Source organism: Streptomyces sp. NBC_00029 (assembly GCF_045160505.1).
Classification (GTDB): domain Bacteria; phylum Actinomycetota; class Actinomycetes; order Streptomycetales; family Streptomycetaceae; genus Streptomyces.
On the sequence record NZ_CP108292.1, the window covers coordinates 4,925,410 to 4,942,624 of the forward strand.

Consider the following 17,215-nt stretch of genomic DNA (forward strand, 5'->3'; position numbering starts at 1 on the left):
GGCCTCGGCCGCCGCCTTCGCCGCCGCCGCCTCGGCCGCGGCTTCCGCCTCGGCCTCCGCCGCGAGCGCGGCCAGCTCCTCCTCCGTCGGGCCCGGGGCCTTCACGGAGTCGAGCAGCAGCTGCGCCACGTCGACGACCTGGACGTGTTCCTTCGCCTGGCCGTCGTTCTTCTTGCCGTTCACCGAGTCGGTGAGCATCACGAGGCAGAAGGGGCAGGCGGTGGAGACGATGTCCGGGTTCAGGGACAGGGCCTCGTCGACGCGCTCGTTGTTGATGCGCTTGCCGATCCGCTCCTCCATCCACATCCGCGCGCCACCGGCGCCGCAGCAGAAGCCCCGCTCCTTGTGGCGGTGCATCTCCTGCTGGCGCAGGCCCGGCACGGCCGACATGATCTCGCGCGGCGGCGTGTAGACCTTGTTGTGCCGGCCCAGGTAGCACGGGTCGTGGTACGTGATCAGACCGTCGACCGGCGTGACCGGCGTGAGGCGGCCCTCGTCGATCAGGTGCTGGAGCAGCTGCGTGTGGTGGATGACCTCGTACTCGCCGCCCAGCTGCGGATACTCGTTCGCGATGGTGTTGAAGCAGTGCGGGCAGGTCGAGACGATCCGCTTCGCCGACTTCGGCTTCTTCGTCGACGGGTCCTCGTCGTCCTCGCCGAACGCCATGTTCAGCATGGCCACGTTCTCCTGGCCCAGCTGCTGGAACAGCGGCTCGTTGCCCAGGCGGCGCGGCGAGTCACCGGTGCACTTCTCGTCGCCGCCCATGATCGCGAACTTGACGCCCGCGATGTTCAGCAGCTCCGCGAAGGCCTTGGTGGTCTTCTTGGCCCGGTCCTCCAGGGCGCCGGCGCAGCCGACCCAGTAGAGGTAGTCGAACTCGGAGAGGTCCTCCGCGTCCTTCCCGATGATCGGGACCTCGAAGTCCACCTCCTTGGTCCACTCGACGCGCTGCTTCTTCGCCAGGCCCCAGGGGTTGCCCTTCTTCTCCAGGTTCTTGAGCATCGTGCCCGCCTCCGACGGGAACGCGCTCTCGATCATCACCTGGTAGCGGCGCATGTCGACGATGTGGTCGATGTGCTCGATGTCGACCGGGCACTGCTCCACGCACGCACCGCAGGTGGTGCAGGACCACAGCACGTCCGGGTCGATGACGCCGTTCTCCTCGGCGGTGCCGATCAGAGGGCGCTCGGCCTCCGCGAGAGCGGCGGCCGGGACACCGGCGAGCTGCTCCGCGGTGGCCTTCTCGTTGCCCTCCATGTCCTTGCCGCCACCGGCGAGCAGGTACGGGGCCTTGGCGTGCGCGTGGTCGCGCAGCGACATGATGAGCAGCTTCGGGGACAGCGGCTTGCCCGTGTTCCAGGCGGGGCACTGCGACTGGCAGCGACCGCACTCGGTGCACGTGGAGAAGTCGAGGATGCCCTTCCAGGAGAACTGCTCGACCTGGGAGACGCCGAAGTTGTCGTCCTCGCCCGGGTCCTCGAAGTCGATCTCCTTGCCGCCCGAGGTCATCGGCTGCAGGGCGCCGAGGGCCGTGGCGCCGTCCGCGTTCCGCTTGAACCAGATGTTCGGGAAGCCGAGGAAGCGGTGCCAGGCGACACCCATGTTGGTGTTGAGCGAGACCACGATCATCCAGATCAGCGAGGTGCCGATCTTGATCATTGCGGTGAAGTAGATGGCGTTCTGCAGCGCGCTGGTCGAGAGCCCCTCGAAGGCCAGGACCAGCGGGTACGAGACGAAGTACGCCGGCTCGTAGCTGTCCACGTGGTGGATCGCGCCCTCGAGACCGCGCAGGCACAGGATCGCGAGGCCGATGGTCAGGATGATGTACTCGACGAAGTACGCCTGCCAGGCCTTCGAGCCGGTGAAGCGGGACTTGCGGCCTGCCCGGGAGGGCAGGCTGAGCAGTCGGATCGCCATCAGGACCACGATGCCGAGGACGGTCATCAGGCCGATGAACTCGATGTAGAGCTCGAACGGCAGGAAGCCGCCGACGATCGGCAGCACCCAGTCGGCCTCGAAGAGCTGGCCGTAGGCCTGCGCCAGGGTCGGCGGCAGCGTCAGGAAGCCGATCGCGACGAACCAGTGCGCGAAGCCGACGATGCCCCAGCGGTTCATCCGGCTGTGGCCGAGGAACTCGCGGACGAGGGTGAGCGTTCGGGCCTTCGGGTCATCCGTGCGGCTGCCTGCCGGCACGGGCTGGCCGAGCTTCACGAAGCGGTAGATCTGCGCCACGGCTCGTGCGAGCAGCGCGACGCCGACCACGGTCAGGACCAGCGACACGATGATCGCGGCGAGTTGCATGGAAGGGCTCCTCGGGCGGCACTTACTAAGCGGTAACTTATGAAGTCAAGGCTTGAGGTTACCCATTCCCGACGCCGCAATGTAGCTGAGCGTGCGGTGATCTGTGTCGCTCAGGCGACCCTTTGCCGGTACGCCGCACGCGGGGTCTGCGCCAGGATCGCGAGGTCCATCCCGAGCCAGTGGTTCTCCACATAATGCCGGTCGAGCAGAGTCATCTCCTCCCAGGGGAGGTCCGAGCGCGCGCTCACCTGCCACAATCCGGTCATTCCGGGGCGTACGAGGAGTCGTTCGGGGCGGTCGGTACGGGCCTGCGGGCGCGGCCCGACCAGCGACATCTCGCCGCGGACCACGTTCAGCAGCTGGGGGAGGCCGTCGAGGGCGCAGCGGTCGAGGGCCGCGCCGATCCGGCCGGCGCCGTCGTCGGTGCGCAGCCGCCAGGTGCGGAACGGGCGCCCGGCCAGGCCCGCCGCGGGCTCCCGTACGAAGGGCCGCCCGCCCCGGGTCACGCACAGCAGTGCCGTGGACGCGGCCAGGACGGGCGCGAGCAGAGTCAGCAGGATCACCGCTCCGGTGAGGTCGAACACCCTTTTCGCCGGCGGGACCGCGGGGAAGCGGGCCCGCAGCAGGGGGGCGGTGAGAGTGGGCGGCATGCCAGCACGTTGCCGTATGCCTCCGGCGGTCTTGCGGTGCCGCGCGGCCACGGTGCCCCATTCGGCCCCGGCTTCGCGGTCTGGGGCGGAGCCCCAGGGGGCAGGGCCGCGCCCGGGCCCCAGGGTTGCGCGTAAGTGCCACTTAAAGGTTGAGTCGACCCGGCTCAGTTCTGTTGACGCAAGCGCAGCGATACGGCATGGTTGAGTCTGTTCCACTCAAGTCAGCTGGAGGAATTGAAATGGCACGTGCGGTCGGCATCGACCTGGGCACCACTAACTCCGTCGTCAGCGTTCTGGAAGGCGGCGAGCCCACCGTCATCACCAACGCCGAGGGCGCCAGGACCACGCCGTCCGTCGTCGCCTTCGCCAAGAACGGTGAGGTCCTCGTCGGCGAGGTGGCCAAGCGCCAGGCGGTCACGAACGTGGACCGGACCATCCGCTCCGTCAAGCGCCACATGGGCACTGACTGGAAGATCAACCTGGATGGCAAGGACTTCAACCCGCAGCAGATGAGCGCCTTCATCCTGCAGAAGCTGAAGCGCGACGCCGAGGCGTACCTGGGCGAGAAGGTCACGGACGCGGTCATCACCGTCCCGGCCTACTTCAACGACTCCGAGCGTCAGGCGACGAAGGAGGCCGGCGAGATCGCGGGCCTCAACGTCCTGCGCATCGTCAACGAGCCCACGGCCGCCGCCCTGGCCTACGGCCTCGACAAGGACGACCAGACCATTCTCGTCTTCGACCTCGGTGGCGGCACCTTCGACGTGTCGCTCCTCGAGATCGGTGACGGTGTCGTCGAGGTCAAGGCCACCAACGGTGACAACCACCTCGGTGGCGACGACTGGGACCAGCGCGTCGTCGACTACCTGGTGAAGCAGTTCGCCAACGGCCACGGCGTCGACCTGTCCAAGGACAAGATGGCGCTCCAGCGTCTGCGCGAGGCCGCCGAGAAGGCGAAGATCGAGCTGTCCTCCTCCACGGAGACCACGATCAACCTGCCCTACATCACGGCTTCCGCCGAGGGCCCGCTGCACCTGGACGAGAAGCTCACGCGCGCTCAGTTCCAGCAGCTGACCGCGGACCTTCTCGACCGCTGCAAGACCCCGTTCCACAACGTCATCAAGGACGCCGGCATCGCGCTGTCCGAGATCGACCACGTGGTCCTGGTCGGCGGCTCCACCCGTATGCCGGCCGTCGCCGAGCTCGTCAAGGAGCTCACCGGTGGTCAGGACGCCAACAAGGGCGTCAACCCGGACGAGGTCGTCGCCATCGGCGCCACCCTCCAGGCCGGCGTGCTCAAGGGTGAGGTCAAGGACGTCCTGCTCCTCGACGTGACCCCGCTGTCCCTCGGTATCGAGACCAAGGGCGGCATCATGACCAAGCTGATCGAGCGCAACACCACGATCCCGACGAAGCGGTCCGAGATCTTCACGACGGCCGAGGACAACCAGCCGTCCGTCCAGATCCAGGTCTACCAGGGCGAGCGCGAGATCGCGGCGTACAACAAGAAGCTCGGCATGTTCGAGCTGACGGGCCTGCCCCCGGCCCCGCGTGGCGTCCCGCAGATCGAGGTCTCCTTCGACATCGACGCGAACGGCATCATGCACGTCACGGCCAAGGACCTCGGCACGGGCAAGGAGCAGAAGATGACCGTCACCGGCGGCTCTTCGCTCGGCAAGGACGAGGTCGACCGCATGCGCCAGGAGGCGGAGCAGTACGCGGACGAGGACCTGCGCCGCAAGGAGGCGGCCGAGTCCCGCAACCAGGGCGAGCAGCTCGTCTACCAGACGGAGAAGTTCGTCAAGGACAACGAGGACAAGGTCCCGGCCGACGTCAAGACCGAGGTCGAGACGGCCGTCTCCGAGCTGAAGGAGACGCTCAAGGGCGAGGACACCGCCGAGATCCGCACCGCGACGGAGAAGCTCGCCGCGGTCAGCCAGAAGCTCGGCCAGGCGATCTACGCCGACGCCCAGGCCGCCCAGGCGGCCGGCGGCGCCGGTGACGCGGGCCAGGCCAAGGCCGACGACGACGTCGTCGACGCCGAGATCGTCGACGACGAGAAGCCGAAGGGCGGCGCTGCCTGATGTCGGAGGAGACCCCGGGCTTCGAGGAGAAGCCCGAAGTCCCCGACGCCGGTCAGAACGACGCTGAGCCGAAGGCCGCCGACTCCGCCAAGGAGGAGGCGGCGGCCCCGGCCGGGGACGCAAGCCAGGACGTAGCCCTGCTGGCGCAGCTGGACCAGGCCCGTACCGCGCTCTCCGAGCGCACCACGGACCTCCAGCGGCTCCAGGCGGAGTACCAGAACTACCGGCGCCGGGTGGACCGGGACCGGGTCACCGTCAAGGAGATCGCGGTCGCGTCCCTCCTGACGGAGCTGCTCCCGACCCTGGACGACATCGGCCGGGCGCGGGAGCATGGCGAGCTGGTCGGCGGCTTCAAGTCGGTGGCCGAATCGCTGGAGACGGTCGCCGCGAAGATGGGCCTGCAGCAGTTCGGCAAGGAGGGCGAGCCCTTCGACCCGACGATCCACGAGGCCCTGATGCACTCGTACGCGCCGGACGTCACCGAGGACACCTGCGTGGCGATCCTGCAGCCGGGGTACCGGATCGGCGAGCGTACGATCCGTCCCGCACGGGTCGCGGTGGCCGAGCCCCAGCCGGGCGCGGCCCCCAAGTCCCCCGGTTCCGACGCGTCGGGCGCGGAGGGCGAAACGCCGGACGGCTTGGACACGGATGCCCCCGACAAGGGCTGATGCACCACACGTAGGAGCACGGGAGGAGGGACACCGGGGATGAGCACGAAGGACTTCGTCGAGAAGGACTACTACAAGGTCCTCGGTGTCCCGAAGGACGCCACCGAGGCCGAGATCAAGAAGGCGTACCGGAAGCTCGCACGCGAGTTCCACCCGGACGCCAACAAGGGCGACGCCTCGGCCGAGGAGCGCTTCAAGGAGATCTCCGAGGCGAACGACATCCTCGGCGACGCCAAGAAGCGCAAGGAGTACGACGAGGCGCGCGCCCTGTTCGGCAACGGTGGCTTCCGCCCCGGGCCGGGCGGCGGCGGTTCGTTCAACTTCGACCTCGGTGACCTCTTCGGGGGCCAGCAGCAGGGCGGCGGTCAGGCCGGCGGCTTCGGCGGCGGCCTGGGCGACGTCTTCGGCGGTCTCTTCAACCGCGGCGCAGGCCCCGGTGCGGGTCCCCGTACCCAGCCGCGCCGCGGCCAGGACATCGAGTCGGAGGTCACCCTCTCCTTCACGGAGGCGGTGGACGGGGCCACGGTCCCGCTCCGGATGTCCTCCCAGGCTCCCTGCAAGGCCTGTTCGGGCACCGGCGACAAGAACGGCACCCCCAGGGTGTGCCCGACGTGCGTCGGCACCGGACAGGTCTCGCGCGGCAGCGGCGGCGGCTTCTCGCTGACCGACCCCTGCGCGGACTGCAAGGGCCGCGGCCTGATCGCGGAGACCCCCTGCGAGGTCTGCAAGGGCAGCGGGCGCGCCCGCAGCTCCCGCACCATGCAGGTCCGGATCCCGGCGGGCGTCTCCGACGGCCAGCGGATCCGGCTGCGCGGCAAGGGCGCCCCGGGCGAGCGCGGCGGTCCCGGCGGCGACCTCTACGTGGTCGTGCACGTCGATGCGCATCCGGTGTTCGGCCGCAAGGACGACAACCTGACGGTGACCGTGCCCGTGACGTTCGCGGAGGCGGCGCTGGGGGCCGACATCAGGGTCCCGACCCTGAACGGCCCCTCGGTGACGCTGAAGCTGCCGCAGGGCACCCCCAACGGGCGCACCATGCGGGCCCGCGGCAAGGGCGCGGTCCGCAAGGACGGCACCCGCGGCGACCTGCTGGTCACGGTTGAGGTCGCGGTCCCGACCGAACTGTCGGACAAGGCCCGTGAGGCCCTGGAGATGTTCCGCGAGGCGACGGAGTCGCAGGACCCGCGCTCCGCGCTGTTCGAGTCCGCGAAGGGAGCATGACATGGACGGCCGCCGACGACAGTCCTCCCGTCTGGGAAGTGGTGCCTACCAACTCACCGACGAGACTCCGGTCTACGTGATCTCGGTGGCCGCCCAGCTCTCGGGCCTGCATCCGCAGACCCTGCGCCAGTACGACCGTCTCGGCCTGGTCTCCCCGGACCGTACGGCCGGCCGCGGCCGGCGCTACTCGGCCCGTGACATCGAACTGCTCCGCACGGTGCAGGCGCTGTCGCAGGACGAGGGCATCAACCTGGCGGGCATCAAGCGGATCATCGAACTGGAGAACCAGGTCGCCGCGCTCCAGCAGCGCGTGGCCGAGCTCTCCGCGGCCGTGGACGGGGCGGCGGCCACGCTGCAGGCCCGCGAGGCCCAGGTGCACGCCTCGTACCGGCGCGACCTGGTCCCGTACCAGCCCCCGCAGCCGGGCAGTGCCCTGGTGGTCTGGCGGCCGAGCCCCAAGCGGCCGATGGACTGACCCGGGCCCCACAGCGGGTACCCGGTTCCTGCGGTCCTGTTCTCCCTGACGTACGCCCTCAGGCCCCGCCCCCTCCCGGGGGCGGGGCCTGAGGGCTGTCAGAGCCCTTCCCGGTCCGTCTCGTGGTCCGGGTGGTCCGCATGGACGTCGCATTCCTGTTCGGGGCCCGAGGGCCGCCCCAGGATGCCGGAGCGGGCGATGAGGTAGCCGAGCTGCGCGCGGCTGCCGCTGCCGAGGGTGGTGGCGAGTTTGGCGATGTGCGCACGGCAGGTGCGGACGTTCATGCCGAGGCGGCGCGCTATGGCCTCGTCGACGTGTCCCTCGATGAGGAGCTGCGCGATCGTCCGCTGCACGCCGGATATCCCGCCGGGGGTGCTGCGGTAGGTCACTTCCTCCTGGAGTGGCACGGCGCGGTGCCAGAGCTGCTCGAACACCTTGATGAGGTAGTCGACCAGGCCCGGGTGGCGCAGCTCCAGGGCGACCCGGCGGTCGTCGCTCACCGGGATGAAGGCGACCGTGCGGTCGAAGATGATCAGGCGCTCGATGAGCTCTTCGAGGGTGCGTATCTCCACCTTGCCCGTCGAGATCCGCTCCACGTAGGCGAGCGTGCCCTGGCTGTGCCGTGCGGTGTGCTGGTACAGGGTCCGTATGCTGACCCCGCGGTCGATCAACGGCTGGTCGCGCTCCAGGGCCTGGGTGAGGGCCAGGGAGGGCCGTGCCCCGCCCGGCTGGACCGTCAGCACCTCGGTGTGGCATTCGGCCGTCGCGAGGTTCAGGGCGGCGTTGATCTGCTCGAAGCCCTCCAGCACCGTGATGGCGTGGGTGTTGGCCGGGCTCTGCGCGCTGATGGCGAGGAAAGGCTCGAAAGTGTCGGTGAGATCTACAGCGCTTCGCCGGCGGTCCTGGATCTCGCGTTCAATCGGATGGAGCCGTTGAGCCAATGCGACGGACGGGGGAACCGGACGCAGTTGGTTCGCGTCATCCGGGTCGGGCTGCAGAAGAGCGAATTCAAGCAGGCAGGGGGCGTTCTGGATCTCGCCCCGGGCGATCCGGCCGGTGCTCAGCGCGGTCGCGTAGAGCCGCGTCCCCTCGGCGCACATGGACGTGACGGGGTGGGGATGTGTCGCTTTTGTCTCGTTTCGCGTCAAATCTCCACCCCCCAGGGTCCTGAACATGCAAGAACATGATGCATCGTCCCTGTGGCATTGACGTGCCTGAATGAGCCATCGTCTGTCACGCGGGGGAGAGGATTCCATCAAGTGAGGACGAAGCCGACCATGTACAAGAGAATGCTTCGCTCGGTGCTTGCCATAGTTTTCTCCGCCGTTGCGGTTTTTGGGGCAGTCAGCGCCGTCGAAAGTGACGCGGGGAGCGCTAGGGACGGTCAGGGCACGAGCCTGACGAGCACGGAGTTCGACACCGGCTGGACCACGGCGCCCGTGGGCAAGTACGCGGACACCGGCTGGACCAGTGGCCGGCTGTCGGGCGGGGGTAAGGACGATACGGGCTGGACCGATGCGCCTGTGACGGTGTCGGCGTGACCCCCGACGATCGCGGCTTCCGCCGCGAAATGGCCTCCGCGTACCGATCGGGCTGGCAGTTCATCGATCTCGCCACGGCCATCCCCCACCCGGGCGATTCGTTGATGGTCACCCTGTTCGGCCAACCGATCGTCGTCGTGCGCGAGGAGGACGAGGACGTACGTGCCTACCGGTGCCTGCGCCGCCCGCGGGGCGCGCCGCAGCCCGTCCGCTGCGAGGTGCGCTACGGAATGGTCTTCGTCAATCTCGATCAGCGTGACCACCAGCTCTTCGAACCCGATATCACCACCGCCACCCCCCGCAGTGCCTGAAGCGATTCCCCCGTCGTTGCAGATCGCTCAGGCGCTACCCCCACACAACGGCGCCATCGTGGACCTGACCACGATGGCGCCGTTGTGATGCCCGCGTCCAGTGCCTGAACCGGTCAAGATGAAGAATCAACGTCTTACGCGCGCCCCATGGCCCGGTCCAGGGTGATCTCCATGACCACCCGGTCGGGACTGGGCGACGGCGTGCGCCCGTAGCGCTCCGCGTAGCGCGCCACCGCGTCGGCGACCGACGCCTCGTCCGTGCGGATCACCGCGCGGCCCTCCAGCGTGGCCCAGCGGCGCCCTTCCATCTGGCAGACCGCGACCCGCGCGCCCTGCGGCTGCGCGGCCTGCGCCGCCAGGATGTTGCGCACCTTCTTGCTGTGCTTGTTGCTGATCACCCGGGCGAGCCCGGCCTCCGGGTCGTACGTCACGCCCACGGGCACCACGTGCGGGGTGCCGTCGGGGCGTGGGGTGGTCAGGGTGCAGACGTGCCGCTCCCGCCAGAAGGCGAGGTACTCGGGCGTCGGGTTGAGTACGTCATGGGACATGGGCCGAAGGGTACGGGCAGGCGGTGTCCCCACCCGCCTTGAGTGGAATAGACTCAACTTTGCATACGCTGACTCTGTCAGTGTTGTCGATGTGTGCCGGACGCCGTCCGGCGCCGTCCGACATCGTCGATTCGAAGTGCTTTCTGTTCCCCTCCGGAGAGGAGAAGACGCAGTGGACGCCGAGCTGACCAACAAGAGCCGGGACGCGCTGAACGCGGCCACCAGCAGGGCCGTCAAGGACGGCCATGCGGATCTGACCCCCGCGCACCTGCTGCTGGCCCTGCTCGCCGGCGAGGACAACGAGAACGTCATCGACCTGCTGGTCGCCGTCGACGCCGACCAGGCCGCCGTGCGCAGCGGCGCCGACCGGCTGCTCGCCGCCCTGCCCAGCGTCACCGGCTCCACGGTCGCGCCCCCGCAGCCCACCCGCGACCTGCTCGCCGTACTCGCCGAGGCGGACGCACAGGCCGGCAGGCTCGGCGACGACTACCTCTCCACCGAACACCTCCTCATCGCCATCGCCGCCAAGGGCGGCGCGGCCGGAGAGGTTCTTTCCGCCCAGGGCGCGACGGCGAAGAAGCTGCTCGACGCCTTTCAGAACGCACGAGGAGGACGGCGGGTGACCACCCCCGACCCCGAGGGTCAGTACAAGGCCCTGGAGAAGTTCGGCACCGACTTCACGGCGGCCGCGCGCGAGGGCAAGCTCGACCCGGTCATCGGCCGTGACCACGAGATCCGGCGCGTCGTCCAGGTGCTCTCGCGCCGTACGAAGAACAACCCCGTGCTCATCGGCGAGCCCGGCGTCGGCAAGACCGCCGTCGTGGAGGGCCTGGCCCAGCGCATCGTCAAGGGCGACGTCCCCGAGTCCCTGAAGAACAAGCGCCTCGTCTCGCTGGACCTCGGCGCCATGGTCGCCGGTGCCAAGTACCGCGGTGAGTTCGAGGAGCGCCTGAAGACCGTACTCGCGGAGATCAAGTCCAGCGACGGCCAGATCATCACCTTCATCGACGAGCTCCACACGGTCGTCGGCGCGGGCGCCGGCGGCGACTCCGCCATGGACGCGGGCAACATGCTCAAGCCCATGCTGGCCCGCGGCGAGCTGCGGATGGTCGGCGCGACCACCCTCGACGAGTACCGCGAGCGCATCGAGAAGGACCCGGCGCTGGAGCGGCGCTTCCAGCAGGTGCTGGTCGCCGAGCCGTCCGTCGAGGACACGATCGCGATCCTGCGCGGGCTCAAGGGCCGCTACGAGGCCCACCACAAGGTCGTCATCAACGACAGCGCGCTGGTGGCCGCCGCGACCCTCTCCGACCGCTACATCACCTCCCGCTTCCTCCCCGACAAGGCCATCGACCTCGTCGACGAGGCCGCGTCCCGGCTGCGCATGGAGATCGACTCCTCGCCGCTGGAGATCGACGAGCTCCAGCGCTCCGTGGACCGCCTGCGGATGGAGGAGCTGGCCCTGAAGAACGAGTCCGACCCCGCCTCGGTCGAGCGCCTGGAGAAGATCCGCAAGGACCTCGCGGACCGCGAGGAGGAGCTGCGGGGCCTGACCGCCCGCTGGGAGAAGGAGAAGCAGTCCCTCAACCGGGTCGGCGAGCTCAAGGAGCGCGTGGACGACCTGCGGGGCCAGGCCGAGCGCGCCCAGCGCGACGGCGACTTCGACACCGCGTCCAAGCTGCTCTACGGGGAGATCCCGACCCTGGAGCGCGAGCTCGCGGAGGCCACGGAGGCCGAGGCCGAGGCGTCCAAGGGGACGATGGTCAAGGACGAGGTCGGCCCCGACGACATCGCCGACGTGGTGGGTGCCTGGACCGGCATCCCGGCGGGGCGTCTGCTGGAGGGCGAGACCCAGAAGCTGCTCCGCATGGAGGACGAGCTGGGCCGTCGCCTGATCGGCCAGAGCGAGGCCGTACGGGCCGTCTCGGACGCGGTGCGCCGCACCCGCGCCGGCATCGCCGACCCCGACCGGCCGACCGGCTCCTTCCTCTTCCTCGGCCCGACGGGCGTGGGCAAGACGGAGCTGGCCAAGGCGCTCGCCGACTTCCTCTTCGACGACGAGCGGGCCATGGTCCGCATCGACATGTCGGAGTACGGCGAGAAGCACAGCGTGGCCCGTCTGGTCGGTGCCCCGCCCGGCTACGTCGGCTACGAGGAGGGTGGCCAGCTGACCGAGGCCGTGCGCCGCCGCCCGTACAGCGTGGTGCTCCTGGACGAGGTGGAGAAGGCCCACCCCGAGGTCTTCGACATCCTGCTGCAGGTTCTGGACGACGGCCGCCTCACGGACGGCCAGGGCCGGACCGTGGACTTCCGCAACGCCATCCTCATCCTGACCTCGAACCTGGGCAGCCAGTTCCTGGTGGATCCCCTCACCCCGCCGGAGCAGAAGAAGCAGCAGGTCCTGGACGTGGTGCGGGCCTCCTTCAAGCCGGAGTTCCTCAACCGCCTGGACGACCTGGTCGTCTTCTCCGCGCTGACCGGGGACGAGCTCGCGCACATCGCGGAGCTCCAGATCGGCCGCCTGGCCAAGCGGCTGGCCGCCCGCCGGCTGACACTGGAGGTGAGCCCCGAGGCCCTGGCCTGGCTGGCGGACAAGGGGAACGACCCGGCGTACGGCGCCCGGCCGCTGCGCCGGCTGATCCAGACGGCGATCGGGGACCGCCTCGCGAAGGAGATCCTCTCCGGCGAGGTCAGGGACGGCGACACCGTACGGGTCGACGTCGCGGGCGAGGACCTGCTGGTGGGCAAGGCCCTCTGAGCTGCGCCGGAGCCCGCCCGGGGCGGCCCAGGGGCTGCCCGTGGGCGGGTTCGGCGCAGCCCGTGGGCGGGTTCGGCCCGGCCCGCGTTTCCGCCCTGCGCGGATAGGGCGTGCGGGGCTGGACACGGGGTGGGCGCCATGGGGGAGGATGCATGTATCCGCACGAAGGGAAATCACGGTGAGCATCGACCCGGCCTCGATTCCGAACTTCGGAGGGCAGCAGCCCGATCCGCAGGCCACAGGACCGGCGGGCCCCGTCGTCCCCGACCAGGATCTGGTCAAGCAGCTGCTGGAGCAGATGGAGCTCAAGTACGTCGTCGACGACGAGGGTGACCTCGCGGCGCCGTGGGAGGAGTTCCGCACGTACTTCATGTTCCGCGGCGAGGACGAGCAGCAGGTCTTCTCGGTGCGGACCTTCTACGACCGTCCGCACAAGATCGACGAGAAGCCGCAGCTTCTCGAGTCGATCGACGACTGGAACCGCCGCACCCTGTGGCCGAAGGTCTACAGCCACACCCACGACGACGGCTCGGTCCGTCTGATCGGTGAGGCGCAGATGCTGGTCGGCACCGGCGTCAACCTGGAGCACTTCGTGTCCTCCACGGTCAGCTGGGTCCGCGCCTCCATCGAGTTCGACAAGTGGCTCGTCGAGCAGCTCGGCCTGGAGCAGGACGTCGACTCCGCCGACGGCGACGACAGCGACGGCGACGCCAACAACTAGCCGTTACAGCGGCACGCGGGCCACCAGCAGCAGGTACAGCCCGTAGCCGTAACCGAGCCCGGCCACCACCGCGGTCACCATGACCGCGGTGCGGGGCCGGGCTCGTGCCATGACGGCGGCCACCGGCAGGAGCAGCGGGAAGGCCGGAAGCAGGAAGCGTGGCTTGGACTCGAAGAAGCCCGCCCCGCCGAAGGTGATCACCAGCAGGACCGCGGTGTACACGAGCAGCGGCAGCGGGGTGCGGTCCAGGACGAGCAGTACCGCCAGCAGCCCGGCCGCGGCCAGCAGGACCACCGTCACGGTGGTGGCGAGCGGCACGTGCCCGCCGGTCAGCACGCGCTGCGCGGAGCGCAGTGCCCCGGCGCCGAAGTCGAAGCGGGAGCCCCAGCCGCGCTGCACGGCGAAGTAGCCGCCGAGGGGGTCGCCGACCTGCACCCCGACGGCCAGGACGTACGCCGCCCAGCCGGCCGGTGCCAGCAGCACGGCCGGCCACACCCCGGGCGCCCGGGATCTTCGTACGACGACGGCGTGGAGGGCCATGCCCGAGACGGCGGCCGCGACGGCCAGCGCAGTGGGCCGGGTCAGCCCGGCGAGTACGGCGAGGCCGGCGGCCCACAGCCAGCGCTCGCGCAGCACGGCGTACAGCGCCCAGGCGGCGAAGGCGGCCAGCAGGGCCTCGGTGTAGGCGAGGCTCAGGACCACCGCGTGCGGCAGCGCGGCCCACAGCCCCACGAGCAGCAGCCCGGCGCGCGGGCCGTTCACCCGCTCCCCGACCCGGTAGATCCCGACGGCGGCCACGGCGGCACCGACCCAGGCGATGAGCAGTGCGGCGGGCACCGCCCCGCCGGGAAGCACCGCGGAGACCAGCCGTATCAGCAGGGGGTAGAGCGGGAAGAAGGCGAGGTCGCTCTGCACGGGCCCGGTCCCGGTGGCCGCGTCGGGCCACATCAGGGTGCGCCCGTAGCCGTGGGCGGCGATCCGGACGTACCAGTCCGAGTCCCAGGACCTCCCGAGCACCCTGAGCGGATCGCGCCCGGCCCACCAGGCCCCGAGGGCGAGCACCAGCGCCCCGCCCCCGCGCACGGCGGCGAACACCCCGAGCGCCGTCACGGCGGCCGGCGCGGCCGACCGCACGGCCCGGACCGCGCGCATCTCCAGCGGCGACGCGGACACGGCCGCTCTGCCCGTTGCCATGAATCCCGACTCTCCGGCTCGCGTTGGTCCGCTCACCCGGCGGTGAGGGCTTCGGGCACGTGCACGACGCACAGCCTCACACCGGCCTCACAACCCCGCAAGGACGCACGGTGACGGGTGGTGGAACGCCCGGGTCCGAAGAAAGCCCCGGGGCCGGAGGAGGGCCTGATCGGCAACCCCCTACAGTCGGCGCAGCCGTTCGGCGGCCTCCCGCAGGACGTCCTCGCGCTTGCAGAAGGCCCAGCGGACCTGGGTGGCGCCGGCCGACTTGTCGTCGTAGAAGACCTGGTTCGGGATGGCGACGACGCCGCAGCGCTCGGGGAGGGCGCGGCAGAAGGCGAGGCCGTCCTTCTCGCCGAGGGGGGTGATGTCCGTGGTGATGAAGTAGGTGCCCTGCGGGCGGAAGACCTCGAAGCCGGCCGCCGTGAGGCCGTCGGCGAGGATGTCGCGCTTGGCCGCCAGGTCGGCGCGGAAGGTCTCGTAGTACGTGTCGGGCAGGGCGAGGGCCTCGGCGATCGCGTACTGGAACGGGCCCGAGGCGACGTAGGTGAGGAACTGCTTCGCCGAGCGGACCGCCGCGACCAGTTCCGGGGACGCGGTGACCCAGCCGACCTTCCAGCCCGTGAACGAGAAGGTCTTGCCGGCCGACGAGATGGTGACGGTGCGCTCGCGCATGCCCGGCAGGCCCGCCAGGGGGGTGTGGACGCCCTCGAAGACCAGGTGCTCGTACACCTCGTCCGTGACGACCAGCAGGTCGCGCTCGACCGCCAGCTCGGCGATCGCGGTGAGTTCGGCCGGGGTCAGGACGGTGCCCGTCGGGTTGTGCGGGGTGTTCAGGAGCAGCAGGCGGGTGCGCGGGGTGACGGCCGCGCGCAGTTCGTCCAGGTCCAGGGCGAAGGCTCCGTCGTGCGGGCGCAGGGTGACGGGGACGCGCACCGCGCCGGCCATGGCGATGCAGGCCGCGTACGAGTCGTAGTACGGCTCCAGGGCGATGACCTCGTCGCCGGGTTCCAGGAGGGCGAGGAGGGAGGCGGCGATGGCCTCCGTTGCGCCCGCCGTGACGAGGACCTCGGTGTCGGGGTCGTGGGCGATGCCGTAGAAGCGCTGCTGGTGCGCGGCGATCGCGGTGCGCAGCTCCGGGACGCCGGGACCCGGCGGGTACTGGTTGCCGAGCCCCGTGAGGACCGCGCGGGATGCCGCCTCGGCGATCTGCGCCGGGCCGTCGGTGTCGGGGAAACCCTGGCCGAGGTTGATCGAGCCGGTGCGGCCGGCCAGCGCCGACATCTCCGCGAAGATCGTCGTGCCGAAGGCCGCCAGGCGGCGGTTCAGGAAGGGGCGGTCGCTGCTCACGGATGCGCTCATGGGCGTCATCCTGCGGGCAACCTCTGGACTTCCTCAAGTGTGCTTTGGGTCGCGCGGGCGGTGGGAATCCCCCCTTCACGCAGGACGCGGGGATCCTGCTCCCCCGGGAAGACCGGGGTGTGAGAGAGGTGGCGGACATGGGGTTCGTCTTCGTTGTGATGCTTCTCGTCGTCGCGGCCTGCGTCCTGGCCAAGGTGGTCCGGTCGTCCGCAGGGCGGGGCTCGTCCCGTCGCCGGGGCCGCCGCAGCGGCAGCTGGTGGGTGGACGGAGGCTCCTCGTCCGGCTCGGGCTGCGGTTCCTCCTCCTCGTCGTGCGGGGGATCGTCCTCCTCGTGCGGTGGCGGCGGCGGCGGATGTGGCGGTTCCAGCTGACATATGACAGGCGCAGAGCCGGTGGCCGACGGCTGACACGGGGCAGCCGGCACCGCGCGGCACCGCGTTGACGAGGGCGTTCGACGGTCCGACGACCTTCGGGCGCCCTCTTGTTCGCCGATGCATGACGACGCGCGGGACGCAACCTGTTGAACACGTGAACTGCGGAGCCCCCGGGGGGATGTAAACCCCGTCAAGTTGGGTAAAAACGCTGTGAGTGCCGTGCCTTTCATGATTCCCTCGGTTGAGTAGACCAGTCCTCGGACCTCCCTGGACTTCCTGTGGACCCGTGCCGGTGTCCCCCCACCCGTGCTTGCTACCGCTGGCGGGCCCCGGCCCATCTCCCTCGCGCGTTTGCGGAGCCGACTCATGCTCACGACCCTCCAGACCTCATACACCGACACGCGTGCCGCCGATCTCGCCTGGGCCCTGGGTCGGGACCGGTTGCCCGCCCTGGCCGTACTGAACCTCGAACTTTCGGGTGCGAAAGTGGAGTTGCGCCTGCTCGGGGCCTCCCACCAGGTGCTCCTGGAGGAGGGGGAGGTGCTCTGCTCGGAGACGGTCGCCTGTATGCCCGGCAGCAGTACGCCGCTGCCGCTCGGCGTGGCCAAGCGCGTGGGCGACTGGGAGTACGAGTTCGCCGCGAGGGTCGAGACCCTGTCCCGCGGGTCCTTCGCCGGGCGGGCCCAGGAGCTGCTCGCACTGGTGGCGGACCACCCGAACGGGCTAGCGGGGACCTTTCCGGGAAGTCCGCACGCCTTCACCGCCATGCTCGCGCAGCGCTTCGAGGGCCAGGTGCGCTGGCGGACCTGGCACGCGTACCCGCAGGAGGGCCAGCTGGTGGCCACCCGGACGCGGGTGGGCGTGCGGATGGGGGCCCCCGCGACGGCGGCCCTGGAATCGCCCGCGCTGCTGTAGCGGGCGCCGGGGCGCGATTATCCCGCCACGGTTACGCCAACTGGCCGGATCAGTAAGCCACTTGCACCCATGTGGGTGACCGGATGCAGGTG

14 protein-coding genes and 1 pseudogene are annotated in these 17,215 nt (G+C 70.1%); 9 read left to right on the forward strand and 6 right to left on the reverse strand.

What is annotated here, in order from left to right; translation table 11 throughout:
- Nucleotides 1-33: 33 nt before the first annotated feature.
- Both OG753_RS23075 and OG753_RS23080 read right to left on the reverse strand, forming a co-directional pair.
- Nucleotides 34-2,301 (reverse strand): annotated as a pseudogene (locus OG753_RS23075) (heterodisulfide reductase-related iron-sulfur binding cluster); the annotation flags it as partial.
- A gap of 110 nt (nucleotides 2,302-2,411) precedes the next feature.
- Entirely contained in the window at nucleotides 2,412-2,951 is a 540-nt protein-coding gene (locus tag OG753_RS23080; protein WP_405789937.1) for a sugar transferase, read from the reverse strand.
- Between the two features lie 239 nt (nucleotides 2,952-3,190).
- Between OG753_RS23080 and dnaK the strand changes: the two genes are divergently transcribed.
- Genes dnaK through OG753_RS23100 form a run of 4 tightly spaced genes read left to right on the forward strand, consistent with a single transcriptional unit; the run spans nucleotide 3,191 to nucleotide 7,399 of the window.
- Complete coding sequence (gene dnaK / locus OG753_RS23085; RefSeq protein ID WP_327263601.1) at nucleotides 3,191-5,035, forward strand: molecular chaperone DnaK; 1,845 nt, start codon at nucleotides 3,191-3,193, stop codon at nucleotides 5,033-5,035.
- Complete coding sequence (grpE, locus tag OG753_RS23090) at nucleotides 5,035-5,703, forward strand: nucleotide exchange factor GrpE (protein WP_327263602.1); 669 nt, start codon at nucleotides 5,035-5,037, stop codon at nucleotides 5,701-5,703. Before dnaK ends, grpE begins: the two co-directional genes overlap by 1 nt.
- A gap of 39 nt (nucleotides 5,704-5,742) precedes the next feature.
- Nucleotides 5,743-6,924, forward strand: a complete 1,182-nt coding sequence (gene dnaJ, locus OG753_RS23095) for a molecular chaperone DnaJ (RefSeq protein ID WP_327263603.1) — start codon at nucleotides 5,743-5,745, stop codon at nucleotides 6,922-6,924.
- A gap of 1 nt (nucleotide 6,925) precedes the next feature.
- Nucleotides 6,926-7,399, forward strand: coding sequence for a heat shock protein transcriptional repressor HspR (locus OG753_RS23100; protein WP_327263604.1), 474 nt, complete (start codon nucleotides 6,926-6,928; stop codon nucleotides 7,397-7,399).
- 98 nt (nucleotides 7,400-7,497) lie between these two features.
- Here the strand turns inward: OG753_RS23100 and OG753_RS23105 are convergent, their stop codons facing one another.
- Nucleotides 7,498-8,574, reverse strand: a complete 1,077-nt coding sequence (locus OG753_RS23105; RefSeq protein WP_327263605.1) for a helix-turn-helix transcriptional regulator — start codon at nucleotides 8,572-8,574, stop codon at nucleotides 7,498-7,500.
- Nucleotides 8,575-8,658: 84 nt separating this feature from the next.
- Between OG753_RS23105 and OG753_RS23110 the strand changes: the two genes are divergently transcribed.
- Both OG753_RS23110 and OG753_RS23115 read left to right on the forward strand, forming a co-directional pair.
- A complete protein-coding gene (locus OG753_RS23110) occupies nucleotides 8,659-8,940 on the forward strand; it encodes a hypothetical protein (protein ID WP_327263606.1) in 282 nt (93 codons plus the stop codon).
- 29 nt (nucleotides 8,941-8,969) lie between these two features.
- A complete protein-coding gene (locus OG753_RS23115) occupies nucleotides 8,970-9,251 on the forward strand; it encodes a (2Fe-2S)-binding protein (RefSeq protein ID WP_051762453.1) in 282 nt (93 codons plus the stop codon).
- Nucleotides 9,252-9,385: 134 nt separating this feature from the next.
- On the opposite strand, the gene OG753_RS23120 is transcribed toward OG753_RS23115, so the two are convergent.
- Entirely contained in the window at nucleotides 9,386-9,799 is a 414-nt protein-coding gene (locus OG753_RS23120) for a pyridoxamine 5'-phosphate oxidase family protein (RefSeq protein ID WP_405789940.1), read from the reverse strand.
- Between the two features lie 172 nt (nucleotides 9,800-9,971).
- Here OG753_RS23120 and clpB point away from each other — a divergent pair, with 172 nt between their 5' ends.
- A complete protein-coding gene (gene clpB / locus OG753_RS23125; RefSeq protein WP_405789942.1) occupies nucleotides 9,972-12,557 on the forward strand; it encodes an ATP-dependent chaperone ClpB in 2,586 nt (861 codons plus the stop codon).
- A gap of 178 nt (nucleotides 12,558-12,735) precedes the next feature.
- Nucleotides 12,736-13,278 carry a YbjN domain-containing protein gene (locus OG753_RS23130; RefSeq protein WP_327263609.1) on the forward strand — a complete coding sequence of 181 codons (543 nt, stop codon included), beginning with the start codon at nucleotides 12,736-12,738 and terminating at the stop codon, nucleotides 13,276-13,278.
- A 3-nt stretch (nucleotides 13,279-13,281) separates the two neighbouring features.
- On the opposite strand, the gene OG753_RS23135 is transcribed toward OG753_RS23130, so the two are convergent.
- Together OG753_RS23135 and OG753_RS23140 are read right to left on the reverse strand one after the other, a co-directional pair.
- Nucleotides 13,282-14,472 (reverse strand): hypothetical protein, encoded by a 1,191-nt coding sequence (locus OG753_RS23135; protein WP_405789943.1) that lies wholly within the window; start codon nucleotides 14,470-14,472, stop codon nucleotides 13,282-13,284.
- A gap of 180 nt (nucleotides 14,473-14,652) precedes the next feature.
- Nucleotides 14,653-15,843 (reverse strand): pyridoxal phosphate-dependent aminotransferase, encoded by a 1,191-nt coding sequence (locus tag OG753_RS23140; protein WP_405789944.1) that lies wholly within the window; start codon nucleotides 15,841-15,843, stop codon nucleotides 14,653-14,655.
- 731 nt (nucleotides 15,844-16,574) lie between these two features.
- On the opposite strand from OG753_RS23140, the gene OG753_RS23145 reads away from it, so the two are divergent.
- Nucleotides 16,575-17,123, forward strand: coding sequence for a DUF2617 family protein (locus tag OG753_RS23145; protein WP_030383718.1), 549 nt, complete (start codon nucleotides 16,575-16,577; stop codon nucleotides 17,121-17,123).
- Nucleotides 17,124-17,215 lie beyond the last annotated feature (92 nt).